This is a genomic window from Nonomuraea solani (assembly GCF_900108335.1).
In the GTDB taxonomy this organism is placed as follows: Bacteria; Actinomycetota; Actinomycetes; order Streptosporangiales; family Streptosporangiaceae; genus Nonomuraea; species Nonomuraea solani.
Genome location: NZ_FNVT01000004.1, coordinates 680,036 through 694,785 on the forward strand (window position 1 = coordinate 680,036; position 14,750 = coordinate 694,785).

Here is a 14,750-nt window from a genome sequence, read left to right on the forward strand (position 1 = left end):
GTAAATAACGGGGGACACTCCAGACGCCTGGAGGTGTGGTTCATGGGCCGTAGACGAAGTCCGGATCGATCTGCCCGGACAGGTCGGCACCGGTCCGGTCGTTGGCCCACGCCCGGGCGTTGCGCAGGTGGAACTCCACGGTCTGGCGGCCGAAGCGGGCCCAGTCCTTGTCCTGTTCGTCGAGCCGCTTGCGGAGCACGGCCAGGGCGTCGGCGTTGGCCGGCTCCAGGTCGTCGAGGGTGAAGTGGCGGCCCTGCTCCATGGCGCGGACGGCGGCCGAGTGCTCCATCCAGGTAAGAAGATCGTCACCTACGTGCTCGCGCAGGAAGTCGACGTCGGCCTGACCGTGGACCTTGTTGCCGATCACGGCGAGCGCGACGTCGTACTTGGCGGCGTAGTCGCGGTACTGGTGGTAGACGCTCACGCCCTGCCGGGTCGGCTCGGCGACGAGGAAGGTCAGGTCGAAGCGGGTGAACAGGCCGGAGGCGAAGGAGTCGGCGCCGGCGGTCATGTCCACCACGACGTATTCGCCGGGGCCGTCGACCAGGTGGTTGAGCAGCAGTTCCACCGCGCCGACCTTCGAGTGGTAGCAGGCGACGCCCAGGTCGTCCTCGCTGAAGGGGCCGGTCGCGAGCAGGCGCAGGCCGTCGGGGGTGGTCAGGCCGTAAGGGTCGGCGGCCAGGTCGTCGAAGCTCAGCAGCGTCGAGCCGCGGCCCGGCGGGGTCGTCTTGACCATGACATCGGCGGACGGGACGCGCGGGTTCGTGCCGCGCAGCCGGTCCTTGATCTCGGTGAGGTGGGCGCCCAGCGGCTCCGGCTGCCGGTCGAGGCCGAGCACGAGGGCCAGGTGCTGGTTGATGTCGGCGTCGATGGCGACCACGGGGCCGCCCTGACTCGCCATGTGCCTGGCGAACAGCGCCGACATCGTCGTCTTGCCGCTGCCGCCCTTTCCGACGAACGCCACTCTCACTGGCTACTCCTGGTGGGCATGAAAATCGTTTCCGTTCGGGACGATCGTCATCATGCCACACTCGGACGTATGCGTGACGAAGATTTGGCCCGTGCCGTGCGGCTGCGCGAGGAGGGTTCCCATGAGGAGGCCAGGAAGCTGCTCGTCGAGCTGGCCTGGCAACACCCGGACGACGGCGAGGTCAACTACCAGGCGGCCTGGGTGCACGACGTGCTCGGGCTGGAGGCCGAGGCGGCGCCCTACTACGAGCGGGCGCTCGCCGGTGACGGGCTGAGCGATCGGCTGGGGGCCTTCACGGGCTACGGGAGCACGTTGCGGGTGCTCGGGCGCTACGAGGAGTCCGTCGAGACGTTCCTGCGGGCGCTCAAGGAGTTTCCCGGGGACGCGGGGCTGCGCACGTTCATGGCCATGGCGCTGCACAACCTGGGGCGCTCGGACGAGGCGGTCTCCACCTTGCTCAAGGTGGTCGCCGAGTCCGACAAGGCCGGTGGTTACGGGCGGGCCATCGCCTATTACGCCGACAACCTGGATGAAACGGTCTAACCGCAGGCGGCGTCGAGGCTGATCGGGGCGTCGGGGCTGGGCGCCGGGGTGTGCGCGGCGGTCTTGGTCGTGGGCCGCTCGTCCTCCAGGACCTCCGAGACCTTGCGGCGGATCAGGTACCAGTCGGGGTCCGCCGTGGTGATCAGCGGCGGCACGAAGCTGAGGCTGCGCATCTTGGCCCCCTTGACCTTCTGCGACAGGTCCACGACGGCGGGGAGGAGATTCTGGGGCAGGTCGGTGGAGATGGCCCGCTTCGTGGCCGCGGCCAGGCGCTCGAAGCTGTTGAGCACGGTCAGCGGGTCGGCCTGCTTGGCGACGGCGTTGAGCAGGCACTTCTGGCGGCCCATGCGGACGTAGTCGTCGCTGTCGGTGCGTGAGCGGCCGTACCAGAGGGCCTCCTGGCCGGACAGCTTGCGGGTGCCGGCGGCGAGCAGGCCCTCGCGGCGCTTGCCGTAGACGATGGGCTCCTTGATGGTCACCTCGACGCCGCCCATGGCGTCGATGATCTCGGCGAAACCCTTCATGTCGACCATGGCGTAGTAGTTCACGTCGATGCCGAGAATGTCGCTGACCGTCTGCTTGAGCAGGGTGGGGCCGCGATGGCCCTTCTCCACGCCCGGCACCAGGGCCGGGTGGTCCTCGGCGAACTGGAAGACCTCGTTGAGCAGGCCGGGGGTGTCACGTCCGCCGCCGGTGAAGCCCGAGGGGAAGCGCGCCCTGGCCGGGCCCTCGGGGAGCGGCACCCGCTGGAGGTTGCGCGGCAGGCCGAACAGGGTGGTCGTGCCGGATTCGAGGTCCACGCTGGCGACGGTCATGCTGTCGGTACGCACCCCGGGCCTGCCGGGCGCCGAGTCGCCGCCGAGCAGCAGGAAGTTGACCCGGTCGGCGCCGTTCCACGGGTCCTGTGCCACCACGGGCGCGGCGTTGCCCGGCTTGAACAGGGTGTTGACGACGTCGCGCGACAGGTAGGCGAGCCGGGTGGCGTACGCGGTGGGGGCCAGGACGAGGGCGCAGAGGGCGATGGCCAGGGTCGTGGTCAGGAAGCGGCCGACGGTGTCGGAGGGCGCGGGGCGTACCAGGAGGAAGGACCAGACGATCACGGCCGTCCAGGCGAGGGCGATCACGACCAGCGCGACGGTGAGCACGGTGAGCCAGCGGGGCTGGACGGCCAGCGACAGCAGGTCGATGCTGAACGCGGTGAACACGATCAGCACGCCGGCCAGCATCAGCACGTAGGCCGCCATGAGGGCCAGGCCGGTCTTGCGGCGTTCGGCGGCCAGATGTGCCACCCCCCACAGCACCGTCGAGGCCAGCGTCAGTGCGAGGCTCGCGCCCAGGCCAAAATTCCGCTCTTTTGCTGTCATGCCTGGTCAAACCCCCATTGCGTGCCCATCCAAGCCACCTTAGTAATGCGCTGTGCGTGATAGACGGGACGAAGGGGAAGGGTTTGGTCAATTCCCCGTCAAGACCACATTGAGATATAACGTGAATGTGCGCAAGCGACACGGCAGGTACGGATTCGACGCCCCTTGGGCGCTGGCCGGTCTGCTCTTCGGAGCGATCGTGCTGCTGGCCCTGGCGACGGCCTCGTTCACCCTCGACATCCTCCCCGCGGGCCTGGCCTTCCTCTTCGGCGCCCTCTACACGCTGGCCAGCGCGGCCAGCTACCTCTACACGACGCGGCGCGGCAAGTTCGCCGTCTGGGCCGAGGAGCTCGGGCGGCTGGAGGGCGGCGAACGGCTGCTCGACCTGGGCTGCGGCCGGGGCGCGGTGCTGCTGCTCGCGGCCCAGCGGCTGGAGAAGGGCCGGGCTGCCGGCGTCGACCTGTGGCGCTCGCGCGACCAGTCGGGCAACAACGCGCCGGTGACCCGGGCGAACGCCGCGGCAGAAGGCGTCTCCGAGCGGGTGGACCTGGTGACGGGCGACCTGCGCGACCTGCCGTTCGGCGACGACGCGTTCGACGTGGTCGTCTCCAGCCTGGCCGTGCACAACATCGCCGCCGCCGAGGGTCGCGAGCGGGCCGTGCGCGAGGCGCACCGGGTGCTGCGACCCGGCGGGCTGATGCTGATCGCCGACTTCCAGCACACCCCCGCGTACGAGAGCACGCTGCGCGAACTGGGCGTCGTCGACGTACGGCGGCGCGACGCCGGCTGGCGCTTCTGGTACGGCGGCCCGTGGTTCCGCACGGAGATCGTGGAGGCCAGAAAGCCTGCCTCGTAGGCACGTTTGCCACCCGCTCGCCGGGTATCCAGTTGACCTTATGAGCGACGTGGAAACCGGTACCATCAGCACGAAAGTGCCCGCACGGCTGGACCGGCTGCCGTGGTCACGGTGGCACTGGATGATCGTCATCGGTCTCGGCACCGTCTGGATCCTCGACGGTCTAGAGGTCACCATCGTCGGCAACCTGTCCGCCCAACTGGCCAAGCCGGGCAGCGGCCTCGACATCACCCAGGCGCAGGTCGCGGGCCTGGCCGCCGCGCTCTACGTGGCCGGAGCCTGCTCCGGCGCCCTCTTCTTCGGCTGGCTGACCGACAGGTTCGGCAGGAAGAAGCTGTTCATCATCACGCTGGTCGTCTACCTGGTGGCGACGCTGATGACCGCCTTCTCCTTCAGCGCGTGGTGGTTCTTCCTGTTCAGGTTCCTGACCGGGTTCGGGATCGGCGGCGAGTACGCGGCCATCAACTCCGCCATCGACGAGCTCATCCCCAGCCGGCACCGCGGCCGCATCGACATCATCATCAACGGCAGCTACTGGCTCGGTGCCGCCGGTGGCGCGCTGCTGACCGTGCCGCTGCTGAACGACCTGCCGGTCAACATCGGCTGGCGCGTCGCCTTCGGCCTGGGCGTGGTGCTGGGCCTGGCCATCCTGCTCGTCCGCCGTAACGTGCCGGAGAGCCCCCGCTGGCTGTTCATCCACGGCCGGGGCGAGGAGGCCGAGCGGATCGTCGACGACGTCGAGAACCGGATCGGCAAGGACGACCTGCCGGAGCCCGAGCGGTCGATGACCATCCACCAGCGCAAGTCGATCGGGTTCGTGCAGATCGCGCACACGATGGTCGCCCGCTACCCCAAGCGCACGGTGCTGGGGCTGTCGCTCTTCATCGGGCAGGCGTTCCTCTACAACGCGATCACCTTCGGGTACGCGCAGATCCTGTCCACGTTCTACGGCATCGACACGCACACCGGTTACTACTTCGCGGTCATCGCGGTCGGCAACTTCCTCGGGCCGCTGCTGCTCGGTCATCTCTTCGACACCGTGGGCCGGGTGCCGATGATCTCGGCCACGTACATCGTCTCCGGGGTGCTGCTGCTCGGCACGGCGTATCTGTTCAACCAGGGCGCGCTGGACGCGGTCACGCTGACGGCCTGCTGGTCGGTGGTGCTGTTCGTGGCCTCGGCCGGGGCGAGTTCCGCGTACCTGACGGTCAGCGAGATCTTCCCCATGGAGACCAGGGCGATGGCCATCGCGTTCTTCTTCGCGGTCGGAACGGCCGTCGGCGGCATCGCCGGCCCCCTCATCTTCGCCTCGCTGGTCGAGAGCGGCCGGCCGTCGGACACCGCGCTCGCGTTCGCCGTCGGCGCGCTGGTGATGATCGCGGCCGGGCTCGTCGAGCTGTTCCTGGGGGTCAAGGCCGAACGCAGGGGGCTGGAGGACATCGCGGAGCCGCTCACGTCCGCGAAGGCCACATGACCCGCATCGGGCCGGGGTCCAGATTGTGGGGTAGCCGGCGCACCGTTTCAGGAAATTGGCGGATTTGTTCAACTCACGGTGGTCAGTCGGGTCAGCCGCTCCACCCGGTCGATGTACGCGCTGGGCAGCCCATAGAGCAGGCCCGCCATTTCCCGGTCGTGGATCACCGGCAGCGCGGCCAGCGCGTCCGCGGCCAGGCCCCGGCAATACTCGATCGTGTCGTCCACCATCCGGCTCGCCCGCAGTCTGGCCAGCACCTCGTCCACCGGTCCCGTCACGTCGATCTCCGCCAGCAGCACGGGCAGGGTGTAGACGCCCTGCCGCAGGTCGTGCCCGGCCGGCTTGCCGAGCTGCTCGCTGGTGGCGGTCAGGTCCAGCAGGTCGTCGAGGATCTGGAAGATCAGCCCGAACCTCTCCCCGTACGTCGCCATCCGCGCCCTGTCCTCCGCCGAGGCGTGCGCGCACACGGCCGCCACCAGGCAACCGGCCCTGAAGAGTGCGGCGGTCTTGCCGGTGATCGACCGCAGCGCGCTCTCCTTGGTACGGGCGGCGTTGAACAGGTCGGTCGTCTCCAGATACTGCCCCTCGGCCAGCTCCACCACGGTCGCCGCCAGCACCTCGGCCACCGGCCTGGACACCGCCGTGATCGCCGCCAGCCCGGCCCTGGCCAGCATGAAGTCCCCGATCACCAGCGCCTTGCCGTCGCCCAGCTCGGCGTTGAGCGTCCTGGCGCCACGGCGCTCGGTGGCCCGGTCCATGAGGTCGTCGTGCACGAGGGACCCGGCGTGGATGAGCTCGACGCAGGCCGCGGCCGTGATCACCCGGCGGTCGGGGGTCTTGCCGAGGGCGAGGGAGGCGGCCAGCGTCATGGCGGGCCGCAGCCGCTTGCCGCCCGCCGAGACGATGCGCCCGGCGCCGGCGTTGATGCCGGGCAGCGCGGACGACCCGCTCAGGCGCCGGATCCTGGCTTCGACCTTGGTCAGCCCCGCGGCGATGGCCGGGCTGCGCAGCAGTTCATCCATGCCGTCCAGCCTGCGTCCCGGCCGCTGTGCCGGGCCTGAGAAACCCTGAGGGGCCTCTCAGCCCATCCTTGTCGTAGGCAGACCATCGACTACGGGAGTGCATCGCGTGACCGAATCACCGGGAGAGGTCCTCTATCTCGTCGTCTGTGCCGCGGGCGCGGCGGCCGACGTCGGGCGGCTCGTCGTGATGGCGCAGGACCAGGGCTGGATCGTGCAGATCGTGGCCACTCCGTCGGCGCTGGACTTCATCGACGTGCCCGGCCTGGAGCGGCGGACGGGGCGGCCGGTACGCAGCCGGTACCGCAAGCCGCACGAGCCGAAGCCGCCCCGGGCCGACGCGATCATCGTGGCGCCGGCGACGTACAACACGATCAACAAGTTCGCCCGGGGGATCGCGGACACGTACGCGCTGGGCGTGTTGGCGGAGGCGCCGGGGCTGGGCATCCCGGTCGTGGTGCTGCCGTTCGTCAACGCCGCGCTGGCCGCGCGCACGCCGTACCGGCGCAGTCTTGAGGATTTGCGCGCCGACGGCGTCCGCGTCGTCCTGAACGCCGGCCACGCGGAGCCCTACCCCTGGGAAAGCGCCCTGACCGAGCTGGGCACCAGGCCCGCCACGTCGCGATGAGGTCCTCCGGCCGCCAGAGGGCGATCGGGAGCCCGGGCTCCACCAGCCCGAGCTGCTCTTCGAGGAGCCGGAGATGGCGATTGAGTCTGACACTGTGTGAGGCGGTATGCCTGGGGGTGCCGGAATCGAGGAGGTAGGCATGGAGATGGGTGCGCGGGTCGATGAGGTCCTGCGGTCGGGTAAGGCGCCTGGGTTTCATGGGCTCGTGGTGATGCGGGGCGGGGACGTGGTGCTGGAGCGGTACGGCGCCGGGGTCGATCATCGGCTGGGGGACTCGCTCGGGCATGTGGAGTTCGGGCGGGACACCCTGCACGACCTGCGGTCCGTGTCCAAGAGCGTGGTGGGGTTGCTGTACGGGATCGCGCTGGGGCAGGGGCTGGTGCCGGAGCCGGGGGCGAAGTTGGTGGGGCTGTTCCCGGAATATGAGGATTTGGTGGGTGATCCTGAGAGGGCGCATCTCACCGTCGAGCATGCGCTGACCATGACCCTGGGGCTTGAGTGGGACGAGAGCGCGCCCTACACCAGCCCGGCCAACAGCGAGATCGCCATGGAGCTGGCTCCGGACCGGTACCGGTTCGTGCTGGAGCGGCCGGTCGTCGAGGCGGCGGGCGAGCGGTGGCACTACTGCGGCGGGGCCACGGCCGTCATCGGGGGGATCATCGCCCGTGGGGCGGGGCGGCCGCTGGAGGAGTATGCCGCCGAGGTGCTGTTCCGGCCGCTCGGCATCGAGGCGTTCGAGTGGACCAAGGGCGGCCACGGGCTGGTGAGCGCGGCGGCGGGGCTGCGGCTGCGGCCGGTCGATCTGGCCGCCATCGGGCAACTCGTGCTCGACGGCGGCCGGGACGTCGTGGCCGGTGAGTGGCTCCAGGAGATGCTGCGGCCTCGGGTGCGCGTTCGCGACGGGCTCGACTACGGCTACCAGTGGTACGTGGGGTCCGGGGAGCGCGACTCCGTCCAGGGGATGGGGAACGGTGGGCAGGTGCTGTGCGTGGTGCCGGGCGCCGAGCTGGTCGTGGCGGTGAACGCCGGGGACTATGACGGGGACGCGAGTGGCTCCTGGGCCGTGCTGGACGCCGTGCTCATGGGGTGAGGAGGACGCGGCCCATGACGGCGCGGGTCTCCAGGAGGCGGTGGGCTTCGGCGGCCTGCTCCAGGGGGAGCGTGCGGGCGATGTCCGCTTGGCTGCGGCCTGTGGCCAGTCTGGACAGCAGTTCGGGGTAGTGCGTGCCGAAGACCTCGCCCGCCCAGGCCGGGCCGCTGCAGGCGGTGATCGTCACACCGCGTTCCATGAGGTCGGCGGCGGTGACGGCGGCGGGGGTGCCGCTGAGCAGGCCGTAATAGAGCATGCGGCCGGCGCCGGGGGTGAGGCGGTCGAGGACCTGTCTGGCCGACGGGCCGCCGATGGACTCGAAGACCACGTCCACGTCCGGTAGGCCGGCGGGCCAGCCGTCGGTCGTGTGGTCCAGTACGGTGTCCGCGCCCAGCTCCGCGGCTCGTTCGCGCTTGGCGGGCGAGCCCGCGGTGGCGATCACCCGGCCGGCGCCGAACTCCTTGGCGTGCCGGAGGAGCTGGCTGCCGACCGAGCTGGTGCCGGCCTCCACCAGGACCGTTTCGCCGTCGCGCAGGTTCGCGCGGTGCAGGAGGGCCAGGGCCAGCGCGCCGGGGGCCGCCGCCGCGAGGGCCTGGGCAGGGGTCACGCCGTCCGGGACCGGGGCGGTCAGGGCGGCGGGGATGGCCACGTACTCGGCGTAGGCGCCGAGCCCGCCGGTCACGCCGACCAGCGTGGCGCCCAGGAGCTTGTCGTCGACTCCCGGGCCCACTTCGATCACCTCGCCGGCCGCCTCGGCGCCGAGCACGGTGGGCAGGGGGAGCGGGAAGGGCAGGCTGCCGGCCCGGATCTGGGTCTCCGCGTAGCTGACCCCGATCACCTGGGCTCGGATGAGCACCTGGCCTTCCGCGGGCGCCGGGCGGGGCAGGTCCGTGAGCTGGAGCAGGTCCGGGGTGCCGGTTCGCGGCAGGACGATCGCGCGCATGCAGGTCTCCTTTAACTGAACCTTTGGTCCAGTTAATATATGGACCGCTGGTCAATTTTGTCCATGGGCAAGAATGACCGGGTGGAACGTCGAGAGCGGGCCGACGCCGCGCGCAACAGGCAGGCGATCCTGCGGGCGGCCGAGGAGCTGCTGCGGCGGCATCCGCCCGAGCAGGTCTCCGTCGAGCGGGTCGCGACCGCCGCCGGGGTGGGCAAGGGGACGGTCTTTCATCGGTTCGGCAGCCGTACGGGGCTGATGCTGGAGCTGATGTCCGAGCGGGCGCGCGAGCTGGAGCAGGCCGTGACCGACGGGCCGCCGCCGCTCGGGCCCGGGGCGGAGCCGGTGGAGCGGCTGGTCGCCTTCCTCGCGGAGGTGGCCGCGCTGGGGGCGCGCAACGGCAACCTCATGGCGGCGCACGAGCACGCCATGGTCACCAGGAAGGCCGCCGCCGAGCAGCCCAGGGAGGCCAACCCGATCTACGTGTTCTGGCACCGGCACGTGTCGGCGCTGATCGCCGAGGGGCGGCCCGACGTGGACGCCGGGCAGATCGCGCACATGCTGCTCGGCACCCTGCACATGGAGCCGATCGCGAGCCAGTTGCGGGCCGGGGAGCACGAGCGGCTGGCGGCCGGGTTCGCCGAGCTGGTCAGAGGGTTGTTCAGAGGGGGAGTCGGCTGATCGTCACGCGGAAGGCGGCGATGGCCGCCTCGATGGCCGGGTGGCGGCCGTTGCCCCTTCTGAAGGCGGCCAGTGTGCGGCGGCTCAGCGGCAGGCGGGTGAGCTTGACGCCCGGCGGCGGGTTGGTGGCCGCCAGACGGGGGACGAGCGCGACGCCCTGACCGGCGGCGGTGAAGGCCAGGACGGTGTCGAAGTCGTCGATGTGGTGCCGGACGAGAGGTTCGAAGCCGGCCGCCTGGCAGGCCCGGATCGCCATGGTGTGGCAGAGGGTGCCGGGCTTGTTCGTGATCCACGCGTCGTCGCGGGCGGCGGCCACGGAGGGGCGGTCGGTCAGGTACATCGGCTCGCTGAACAGCGGCTCGGTCTCGATGGAGGTGTCGGTGACCGGCGGGACGAAGTCGTACTCGTGGACGAGGGCCACGTCCAGCTCACCGGCCCGCAGCGCGGCCGAGACGTCGGCGGGGTCGATCTCGGAGACCATCGGCGTCAGCCCGGGGTGCGCGCCGGCCAGCTCGGCGAGCGCGGGCGGCAGCAGCACGCGGGTGGCCGTGGGGAACGCGCCGATCCGCAGCGGCCCCGAAGGCCCGCCCCGCGCGGCGGCGAGGGCGGCCGACGCGCGTTCGAGCTGCTCCAGTACGGCCTGCGCGTGCTCGACCAGCACGTGCCCGGCCGGGGTCAGCGCCACCGTGCGCCCCGTGCGTTCGAGCAGCGGCACCCCGGCCTCCCGTTCCAGGGCGCTGAGCTGCTGGGAGACCGCCGACGGCGTGAACGTCACCGCCTCCGCCACGGCGGCGATCGTGCCGCGCCTGGCGAGTTCGCGGAGCAGGTGGAGCTTGCGGGGATCGAGCATAAGTTCAGCTTAAGCTCGGGCGTAGAAATCCGCGCTGGACCTAACGGGTCTGGGTGGGCCAGGCTCGAAAGCATGAGAGGAATCCACGTACCGCTGGTCACGCCGTTCGACTCGTCGGGCGCGGTGGCCGTGGACGCGATCGAGAAGCTCGCCCACCAGGTGCTCGACGACGGCGCGGCAGGCCTGGTCGCGCTGGGCACCACCGGTGAGGTGGCCGCGCTGGAGCCCGCCGAGCGGGCCCGCGTGATCGAGGTGTGCGCGCGGATCTGCGCCGAACGGAACGCGCTGCTGACGGTGGGACTGACCGGGAACGACACCCGCTCGACCAGCCGGGCGCTGCGCGACCTGCCCGAGGGGGTCGGGGCCGCGCTGGTGACGGTGCCGTACTTCCTGCGGCCCGGCGAGCGCGGGGTCATCGCGCACTTCGAGGCGCTGGCGGAGGAGACTCCGGTGCCGCTGGTGATCTACCAGATTCCCTACCGGACCGGGCAGGCCGTGAGCGCCGCCACGCTGCGGCATCTCGGCGCGCACCCGATGGTCGCGGCGGTGAAGTACGCCGCCGGCGGGATCGACCAGGACGCGGTGGACCTGCTGGGAGACCTGCCCGAGGGGTTCGAGGTGCTGGGCGGCGACGACCTCTTCATCTCGCCGCTGCTCGCCCTGGGCGCCGCGGGCGGGATCCTCGCCTCGGCGCATCTGCGGACCAGGGCCTTCGTGGAACTGGCCGACGCCTGGCACGCGGGCGACGTCGAGCGGGCCAGAGGGCTCGGGCACCGGTTGGCCAGGCTCTCCGCGACGCTGTTCGCCGAGCCCAACCCCACCGTGATCAAGGGCGTCCTGCATGCCCAGGGCCTGATCCCGACCCCGGACGTACGGTTGCCGCTGGTGCCCGCCGGCCCCGAGGCGGTGTCACAGGCTCGCCTGGTAGCGGTACATCCAGGCGAGTGACTCCTGGCTCGCGCTCTTCTTGAGGAAGATCGGCATCATCAGGTCGCGGAACACCCGGGCGACCGGCCCCGCGGCCTTGCTGTTGCTGATGGTCCTGGAGTAGGCCACCACCCGCTCCACCCTGGGCCGCCGCTCGGCCTCGTAGCGCGCGAACGCCTCCGCGTGCCCCGCACTGTCGCGCAGGCACCTGGCCAGCACGATCGCGTCCTCGATGGCCAGCGACGCGCCCTGGCCGGCGCTCGGTGAGGTCGCGTGCGCGGCGTCGCCGGTCAGCAGGGCCCGGCCCCGGTGCCAGACGGGCACCGGCGGGAGGTCGTGGATCGGCAGCGCCAGGTCGACGTCGCTGCGGCGGATGAGCTCGGCGGAGAAGTTCGCGTCGCCCTCGAACGCCTCGATCAGCACGGGCTTCCAGTCGTGGGGCACGTCGCCGAGCCGCCGGGGCAGGTTCGCGAACCACCAGGTGTCGCCCGATTCGGTCACCGTGTAGCCGAAGAACGCGCGCTTGCCGAAGACCATGTTGTACACGCCGGGCTCGCCGGTGAACCCCGCGTCCCTGACGATCCCGCCGAAGCTGTAGAGGCCGCTGTAGCGCGGGCCGGGGGCCTGCGGGTCGAGGATCGCGCGGGTGCGCGACTGCACGCCGTCGCACGCGATCAGCAGGTCGCCGGTGGCCTGGGTGCCGTCCTCGAAGGTGGCCGTCACGCCGCCGGGGCCGTCCTCGTACGAGACCAGGCGCTTGCCGTACGAGGTGCGAATCCCCCGCCGCCCGGCCTCGTCGCGCACGGTGCGGTAGAGGTCGGAGCGCAGGACGGTGTGGCTCACGGTGCCGTCGTCGAGCCGCAGGCCGTTGGCCACCTCCCCGAGCCGCTTGCCGGAGCCGCTCCACATGACCATGTGCGGCGTCGGGACGGCCGACTCCAGCACCATCTTGTGCGCGCCGAGCACGCGCAGGGCGGCCAGGCCGTTGGAGGCCACGTTCAGGAACGAGCCCACGTTCTCGGCACTCTGCGGGTAAGCCTCGTAGATCTCCGCCTCGATGCCCACCTCGCGCAGGGCCATCGCGGTGGCCGGTCCGCCGACGCCGCAGCCTATGATCAGAGCCTTCATGGTGATAACCTTTCGTTCGGTCGAACGAAATATAACTAGAGGCGGGCGGCGATGTCGACAGGTATTTCGGAGAGACGAAATAATTTGCTGGTGGCACTCGGCGTGGCGGGGCGCGAGAGCAGCAACGCCGCCGTGATGTACCACAGCGCCATGGGCGCCCGGCTGGGCCTGGGCATGACCGAGGAGAAGACGCTCGACCTGCTGCAACGTCTCGGCCCGCTGACGGCGGGGGAGATCGCGCAGCACGCGGGGCTGGCTCCGGCCACGGTCAGCGGGCTGATCGACCGGCTGGAGGCCAAGTGGCTGGTCCGGCGCGTCCGCGACACCAAAGACCGCCGGCGGGTCATCGTCGAGATCAACTACGAGCGGCTGGCCGGCTTCGGTGAGCTGTTCGAGCCGTTCGTGGTGGCGCTGTCACAACTCTACGAGCGCTACACCGACGACGAGCTGGAGCTGATCCTCGACTTCCTCAACCGGTCCACGGCCCTGCAGCGGGCGGCCACCGAGGGGCTGACCGAGTAAATAAGGGCTGGACAAGAAGCCGGATTACCGGCTAACTTCTCCGCCTATATGGGAACTCTGTGATCCGCGCCCCGAGGCCGCGCACGCGTTGAGCTGACAGCTCCGCCTGCGCCGCCTCGTTCTGGTCGATTCCGTGCCGATCACAGGAGGTGGGGCCCCCTTATGCGTACTGCTGCCCAACTTGCACTTACCGACATCACCAAGCGTTACGACACCCGTGTCGTCCTGGACCGCGTGTCCTTCACCGTCAGGCCCGGCGAGAAGATCGGGGTGATCGGCGACAACGGGTCGGGCAAGTCCACGCTGCTCAGGCTCATGGCGGGCGTCGAGCGGCCGGACAACGGCGAGCTCACGGTCGTCGCGCCCGGCGGCGTCGGTTACCTGCCGCAGTCGCTGGAGCTGCCGCCGCACGCGACTGTGGCCGACGCGATCGACCTGGCGCTCGCCGAGCTGCGCGACCTGGAGTCCCGGATGCGGGCCGCGCTCGCCGAAGAGGCCATGGACGTCTACGCCCGGCTGGTGACCGAGTTCGAGGCCAGGGACGGTTACGAGGCCGACGCGCGGGTGGACGCCGCGCTGCACGGGCTCGGGCTGCCGGGGCTCGACCGGGCGCGTCCCGTCGGCACGCTGTCCGGCGGCGAGCGCTCTCGGCTCGCCCTGGCCGCCACCCTGGCGGCCGGGCCGGAGCTGCTGCTGCTCGACGAGCCGACCAACGACCTGGACGACGAGGCCGTGGCCTGGCTCGAACGGCACCTGCGCGGCCACCGTGGCACCGTCGTGGCGATCACCCACGACCGGGTGTTCCTGGAACGAGTGACCTCGACCATCCTTGAGGTCGGCGAGGGCCGGGTACGCCGGTACGGCGACGGCTACGCCGGCTACCTCGTGGCCAAGGCCGCCGAACGGGCGGCGCAGGCGCGGGCGCACGAGGACTGGAAGGAGGAGCTGGCCCGGCACTCCGAGCTGGTCACCGCCAACGCGGCCAGGCTGGCCGCCGTGCCGCGCAAGATGGCCAAGGCGGGCATGGGGACCGGGGCGTGGCGGGCGCGGTCGCGGGCGCACGGCGCGGCCGGGCGCGTCCGGCAGTCGCAGCAGCGGATGCGGTGGCTCACGGACCACCCGGCGCCGCCGCCGCCCGAGCCGCTGCGCTTCACCGCCTCCGTCAGGGCCGCCCTGGTGGACGGGGTGGTGGCCGCCCTCGACGGGGTGCGCGTCGAGGGCCGTCTGTGCCTCGACGCCCTCACCGTACGGGCCGGCGAACGCCTGCTCGTCACCGGTCCGAACGGCGCCGGCAAGACCACGCTCATGCGTGTGCTGGCCGGCGAACTGCGGCCGGACGCGGGCACCGTGCGGCGGGCGGGCCGGATCGGCTACCTCAGACAGGACGAGCCGGCCGGGCCGCCCCACCGCACGGTGCTGCGGGCCTACGCCCACGGACGGCCGGGCACCCTCGACGAGCACGCGGACACGCTGCTCGCCCTGGGCCTGTTCCGGCCGTCGGAGCTGGGGCTGCGGATGGCGGAGCTCTCGTACGGACAGCGCCGCCGGGTCGAGCTGGCCCGCCTGGTCAGCGAGCCGGTGGACCTGCTGCTGCTCGACGAGCCGACCAACCACCTGTCGCCGATGCTGGTGGAGCAGTTGGAGGAGGCGCTGGCCTCGTACGCGGGCGCCCTGGTGGTCGTCACCCACGACCGCCGCACACGAGCCGCCTTCACCGGCTCCCACCTGGCGCTGGCAGCGGCCTGACCTGCACCTTGG

General features: G+C 71.2%; 15 protein-coding genes. 9 read left to right on the top strand and 6 right to left on the bottom strand.

The features are described 5' to 3' along the window. Window positions 1-40: 40 nt before the first annotated feature. Window positions 41-970, bottom strand: coding sequence for an ATP-binding protein (locus tag C4V41_RS18900; RefSeq protein WP_103957175.1), 930 nt, complete (start codon window positions 968-970; stop codon window positions 41-43). A gap of 69 nt (window positions 971-1,039) precedes the next feature. Between C4V41_RS18900 and C4V41_RS18905 the strand changes: the two genes are divergently transcribed. Continuing rightward, window positions 1,040-1,513, top strand: coding sequence for a tetratricopeptide repeat protein (locus C4V41_RS18905; protein ID WP_103957176.1), 474 nt, complete (start codon window positions 1,040-1,042; stop codon window positions 1,511-1,513). Here the strand turns inward: C4V41_RS18905 and C4V41_RS18910 are convergent. Beyond that, a complete protein-coding gene (locus C4V41_RS18910; protein WP_235030219.1) occupies window positions 1,510-2,877 on the bottom strand; it encodes an LCP family glycopolymer transferase in 1,368 nt (455 codons plus the stop codon). The genes C4V41_RS18905 and C4V41_RS18910 overlap by 4 nt on opposite strands. A 127-nt stretch (window positions 2,878-3,004) precedes the next feature. On the opposite strand from C4V41_RS18910, the gene C4V41_RS18915 reads away from it, so the two are divergent. Then, window positions 3,005-3,733 carry a class I SAM-dependent methyltransferase gene (locus C4V41_RS18915; RefSeq protein WP_103957177.1) on the top strand — a complete coding sequence of 243 codons (729 nt, stop codon included), beginning with the start codon at window positions 3,005-3,007 and terminating at the stop codon, window positions 3,731-3,733. A gap of 40 nt (window positions 3,734-3,773) precedes the next feature. Further along, window positions 3,774-5,207 (top strand): MFS transporter, encoded by a 1,434-nt coding sequence (locus C4V41_RS18920; protein WP_103957178.1) that lies wholly within the window; start codon window positions 3,774-3,776, stop codon window positions 5,205-5,207. A gap of 68 nt (window positions 5,208-5,275) precedes the next feature. On the opposite strand, the gene C4V41_RS18925 is transcribed toward C4V41_RS18920, so the two are convergent. Then, complete coding sequence (locus C4V41_RS18925; protein ID WP_103957179.1) at window positions 5,276-6,229, bottom strand: polyprenyl synthetase family protein; 954 nt, start codon at window positions 6,227-6,229, stop codon at window positions 5,276-5,278. A gap of 106 nt (window positions 6,230-6,335) precedes the next feature. Between C4V41_RS18925 and C4V41_RS18930 the strand changes: the two genes are divergently transcribed. Continuing rightward, window positions 6,336-6,854 (top strand): flavoprotein, encoded by a 519-nt coding sequence (locus C4V41_RS18930; RefSeq protein ID WP_103957180.1) that lies wholly within the window; start codon window positions 6,336-6,338, stop codon window positions 6,852-6,854. A gap of 139 nt (window positions 6,855-6,993) precedes the next feature. Next, complete coding sequence (locus C4V41_RS18935; RefSeq protein ID WP_103957181.1) at window positions 6,994-7,944, top strand: serine hydrolase domain-containing protein; 951 nt, start codon at window positions 6,994-6,996, stop codon at window positions 7,942-7,944. Here C4V41_RS18935 and C4V41_RS18940 read toward each other — a convergent pair. Next, window positions 7,934-8,887, bottom strand: coding sequence for a quinone oxidoreductase family protein (locus tag C4V41_RS18940; RefSeq protein WP_200824064.1), 954 nt, complete (start codon window positions 8,885-8,887; stop codon window positions 7,934-7,936). The genes C4V41_RS18935 and C4V41_RS18940 overlap by 11 nt on opposite strands. Before the next feature lie 81 nt (window positions 8,888-8,968). Between C4V41_RS18940 and C4V41_RS18945 the strand changes: the two genes are divergently transcribed. Then, window positions 8,969-9,565, top strand: coding sequence for a TetR/AcrR family transcriptional regulator (locus C4V41_RS18945; RefSeq protein ID WP_235030220.1), 597 nt, complete (start codon window positions 8,969-8,971; stop codon window positions 9,563-9,565). On the opposite strand, the gene C4V41_RS18950 is transcribed toward C4V41_RS18945, so the two are convergent. Beyond that, entirely contained in the window at window positions 9,546-10,415 is an 870-nt protein-coding gene (locus C4V41_RS18950; RefSeq protein ID WP_103957183.1) for a LysR family transcriptional regulator, read from the bottom strand. The genes C4V41_RS18945 and C4V41_RS18950 overlap by 20 nt on opposite strands. A 72-nt stretch (window positions 10,416-10,487) precedes the next feature. Between C4V41_RS18950 and C4V41_RS18955 the strand changes: the two genes are divergently transcribed. Further along, window positions 10,488-11,363: a 4-hydroxy-tetrahydrodipicolinate synthase family protein gene (locus C4V41_RS18955; protein ID WP_103957184.1), complete on the top strand. Its 876-nt coding sequence runs from the start codon at window positions 10,488-10,490 to the stop codon at window positions 11,361-11,363. On the opposite strand, the gene C4V41_RS18960 is transcribed toward C4V41_RS18955, so the two are convergent. After that, on the bottom strand, window positions 11,325-12,470 hold the full coding sequence (locus C4V41_RS18960) for an FAD-dependent oxidoreductase (RefSeq protein ID WP_103957185.1): 1,146 nt from the start codon (window positions 12,468-12,470) through the stop codon (window positions 11,325-11,327). The two genes, C4V41_RS18955 and C4V41_RS18960, sit on opposite strands and share 39 nt — an antisense overlap. Before the next feature lie 90 nt (window positions 12,471-12,560). On the opposite strand from C4V41_RS18960, the gene C4V41_RS18965 reads away from it, so the two are divergent. After that, window positions 12,561-12,992, top strand: coding sequence for a MarR family winged helix-turn-helix transcriptional regulator (locus C4V41_RS18965; RefSeq protein WP_235030221.1), 432 nt, complete (start codon window positions 12,561-12,563; stop codon window positions 12,990-12,992). Window positions 12,993-13,154: 162 nt separating this feature from the next. Next, window positions 13,155-14,738 carry a TlrC/CarA/OleB/SrmB family ABC-F type ribosomal protection protein gene (locus C4V41_RS18970; protein WP_103957187.1) on the top strand — a complete coding sequence of 528 codons (1,584 nt, stop codon included), beginning with the start codon at window positions 13,155-13,157 and terminating at the stop codon, window positions 14,736-14,738. The last annotated feature ends 12 nt before the right edge of the window (window positions 14,739-14,750 follow it).

Bases quoted from the DNA above. Each gene is read 5' to 3' on its own strand.
- C4V41_RS18955 (WP_103957184.1), top strand. From the start codon at position 10,488: ATGAGAGGAATCCACGTACCGCTGGTCACGCCGTTCGACTCGTCGGGC.
- C4V41_RS18960 (WP_103957185.1), bottom strand. From the start codon at position 12,470: ATGAAGGCTCTGATCATAGGCTGCGGCGTCGGCGGACCGGCCACCGCG.
- C4V41_RS18910 (WP_235030219.1), bottom strand. From the start codon at position 2,877: ATGACAGCAAAAGAGCGGAATTTTGGCCTGGGCGCGAGCCTCGCACTG.
- C4V41_RS18950 (WP_103957183.1), bottom strand. From the start codon at position 10,415: ATGCTCGATCCCCGCAAGCTCCACCTGCTCCGCGAACTCGCCAGGCGC.
- C4V41_RS18970 (WP_103957187.1), top strand. From the start codon at position 13,155: ATGCGTACTGCTGCCCAACTTGCACTTACCGACATCACCAAGCGTTAC.
- C4V41_RS18935 (WP_103957181.1), top strand. From the start codon at position 6,994: ATGGAGATGGGTGCGCGGGTCGATGAGGTCCTGCGGTCGGGTAAGGCG.
- C4V41_RS18940 (WP_200824064.1), bottom strand. From the start codon at position 8,887: ATGCGCGCGATCGTCCTGCCGCGAACCGGCACCCCGGACCTGCTCCAG.
- C4V41_RS18925 (WP_103957179.1), bottom strand. From the start codon at position 6,229: ATGGATGAACTGCTGCGCAGCCCGGCCATCGCCGCGGGGCTGACCAAG.
- C4V41_RS18905 (WP_103957176.1), top strand. From the start codon at position 1,040: ATGCGTGACGAAGATTTGGCCCGTGCCGTGCGGCTGCGCGAGGAGGGT.
- C4V41_RS18920 (WP_103957178.1), top strand. From the start codon at position 3,774: ATGAGCGACGTGGAAACCGGTACCATCAGCACGAAAGTGCCCGCACGG.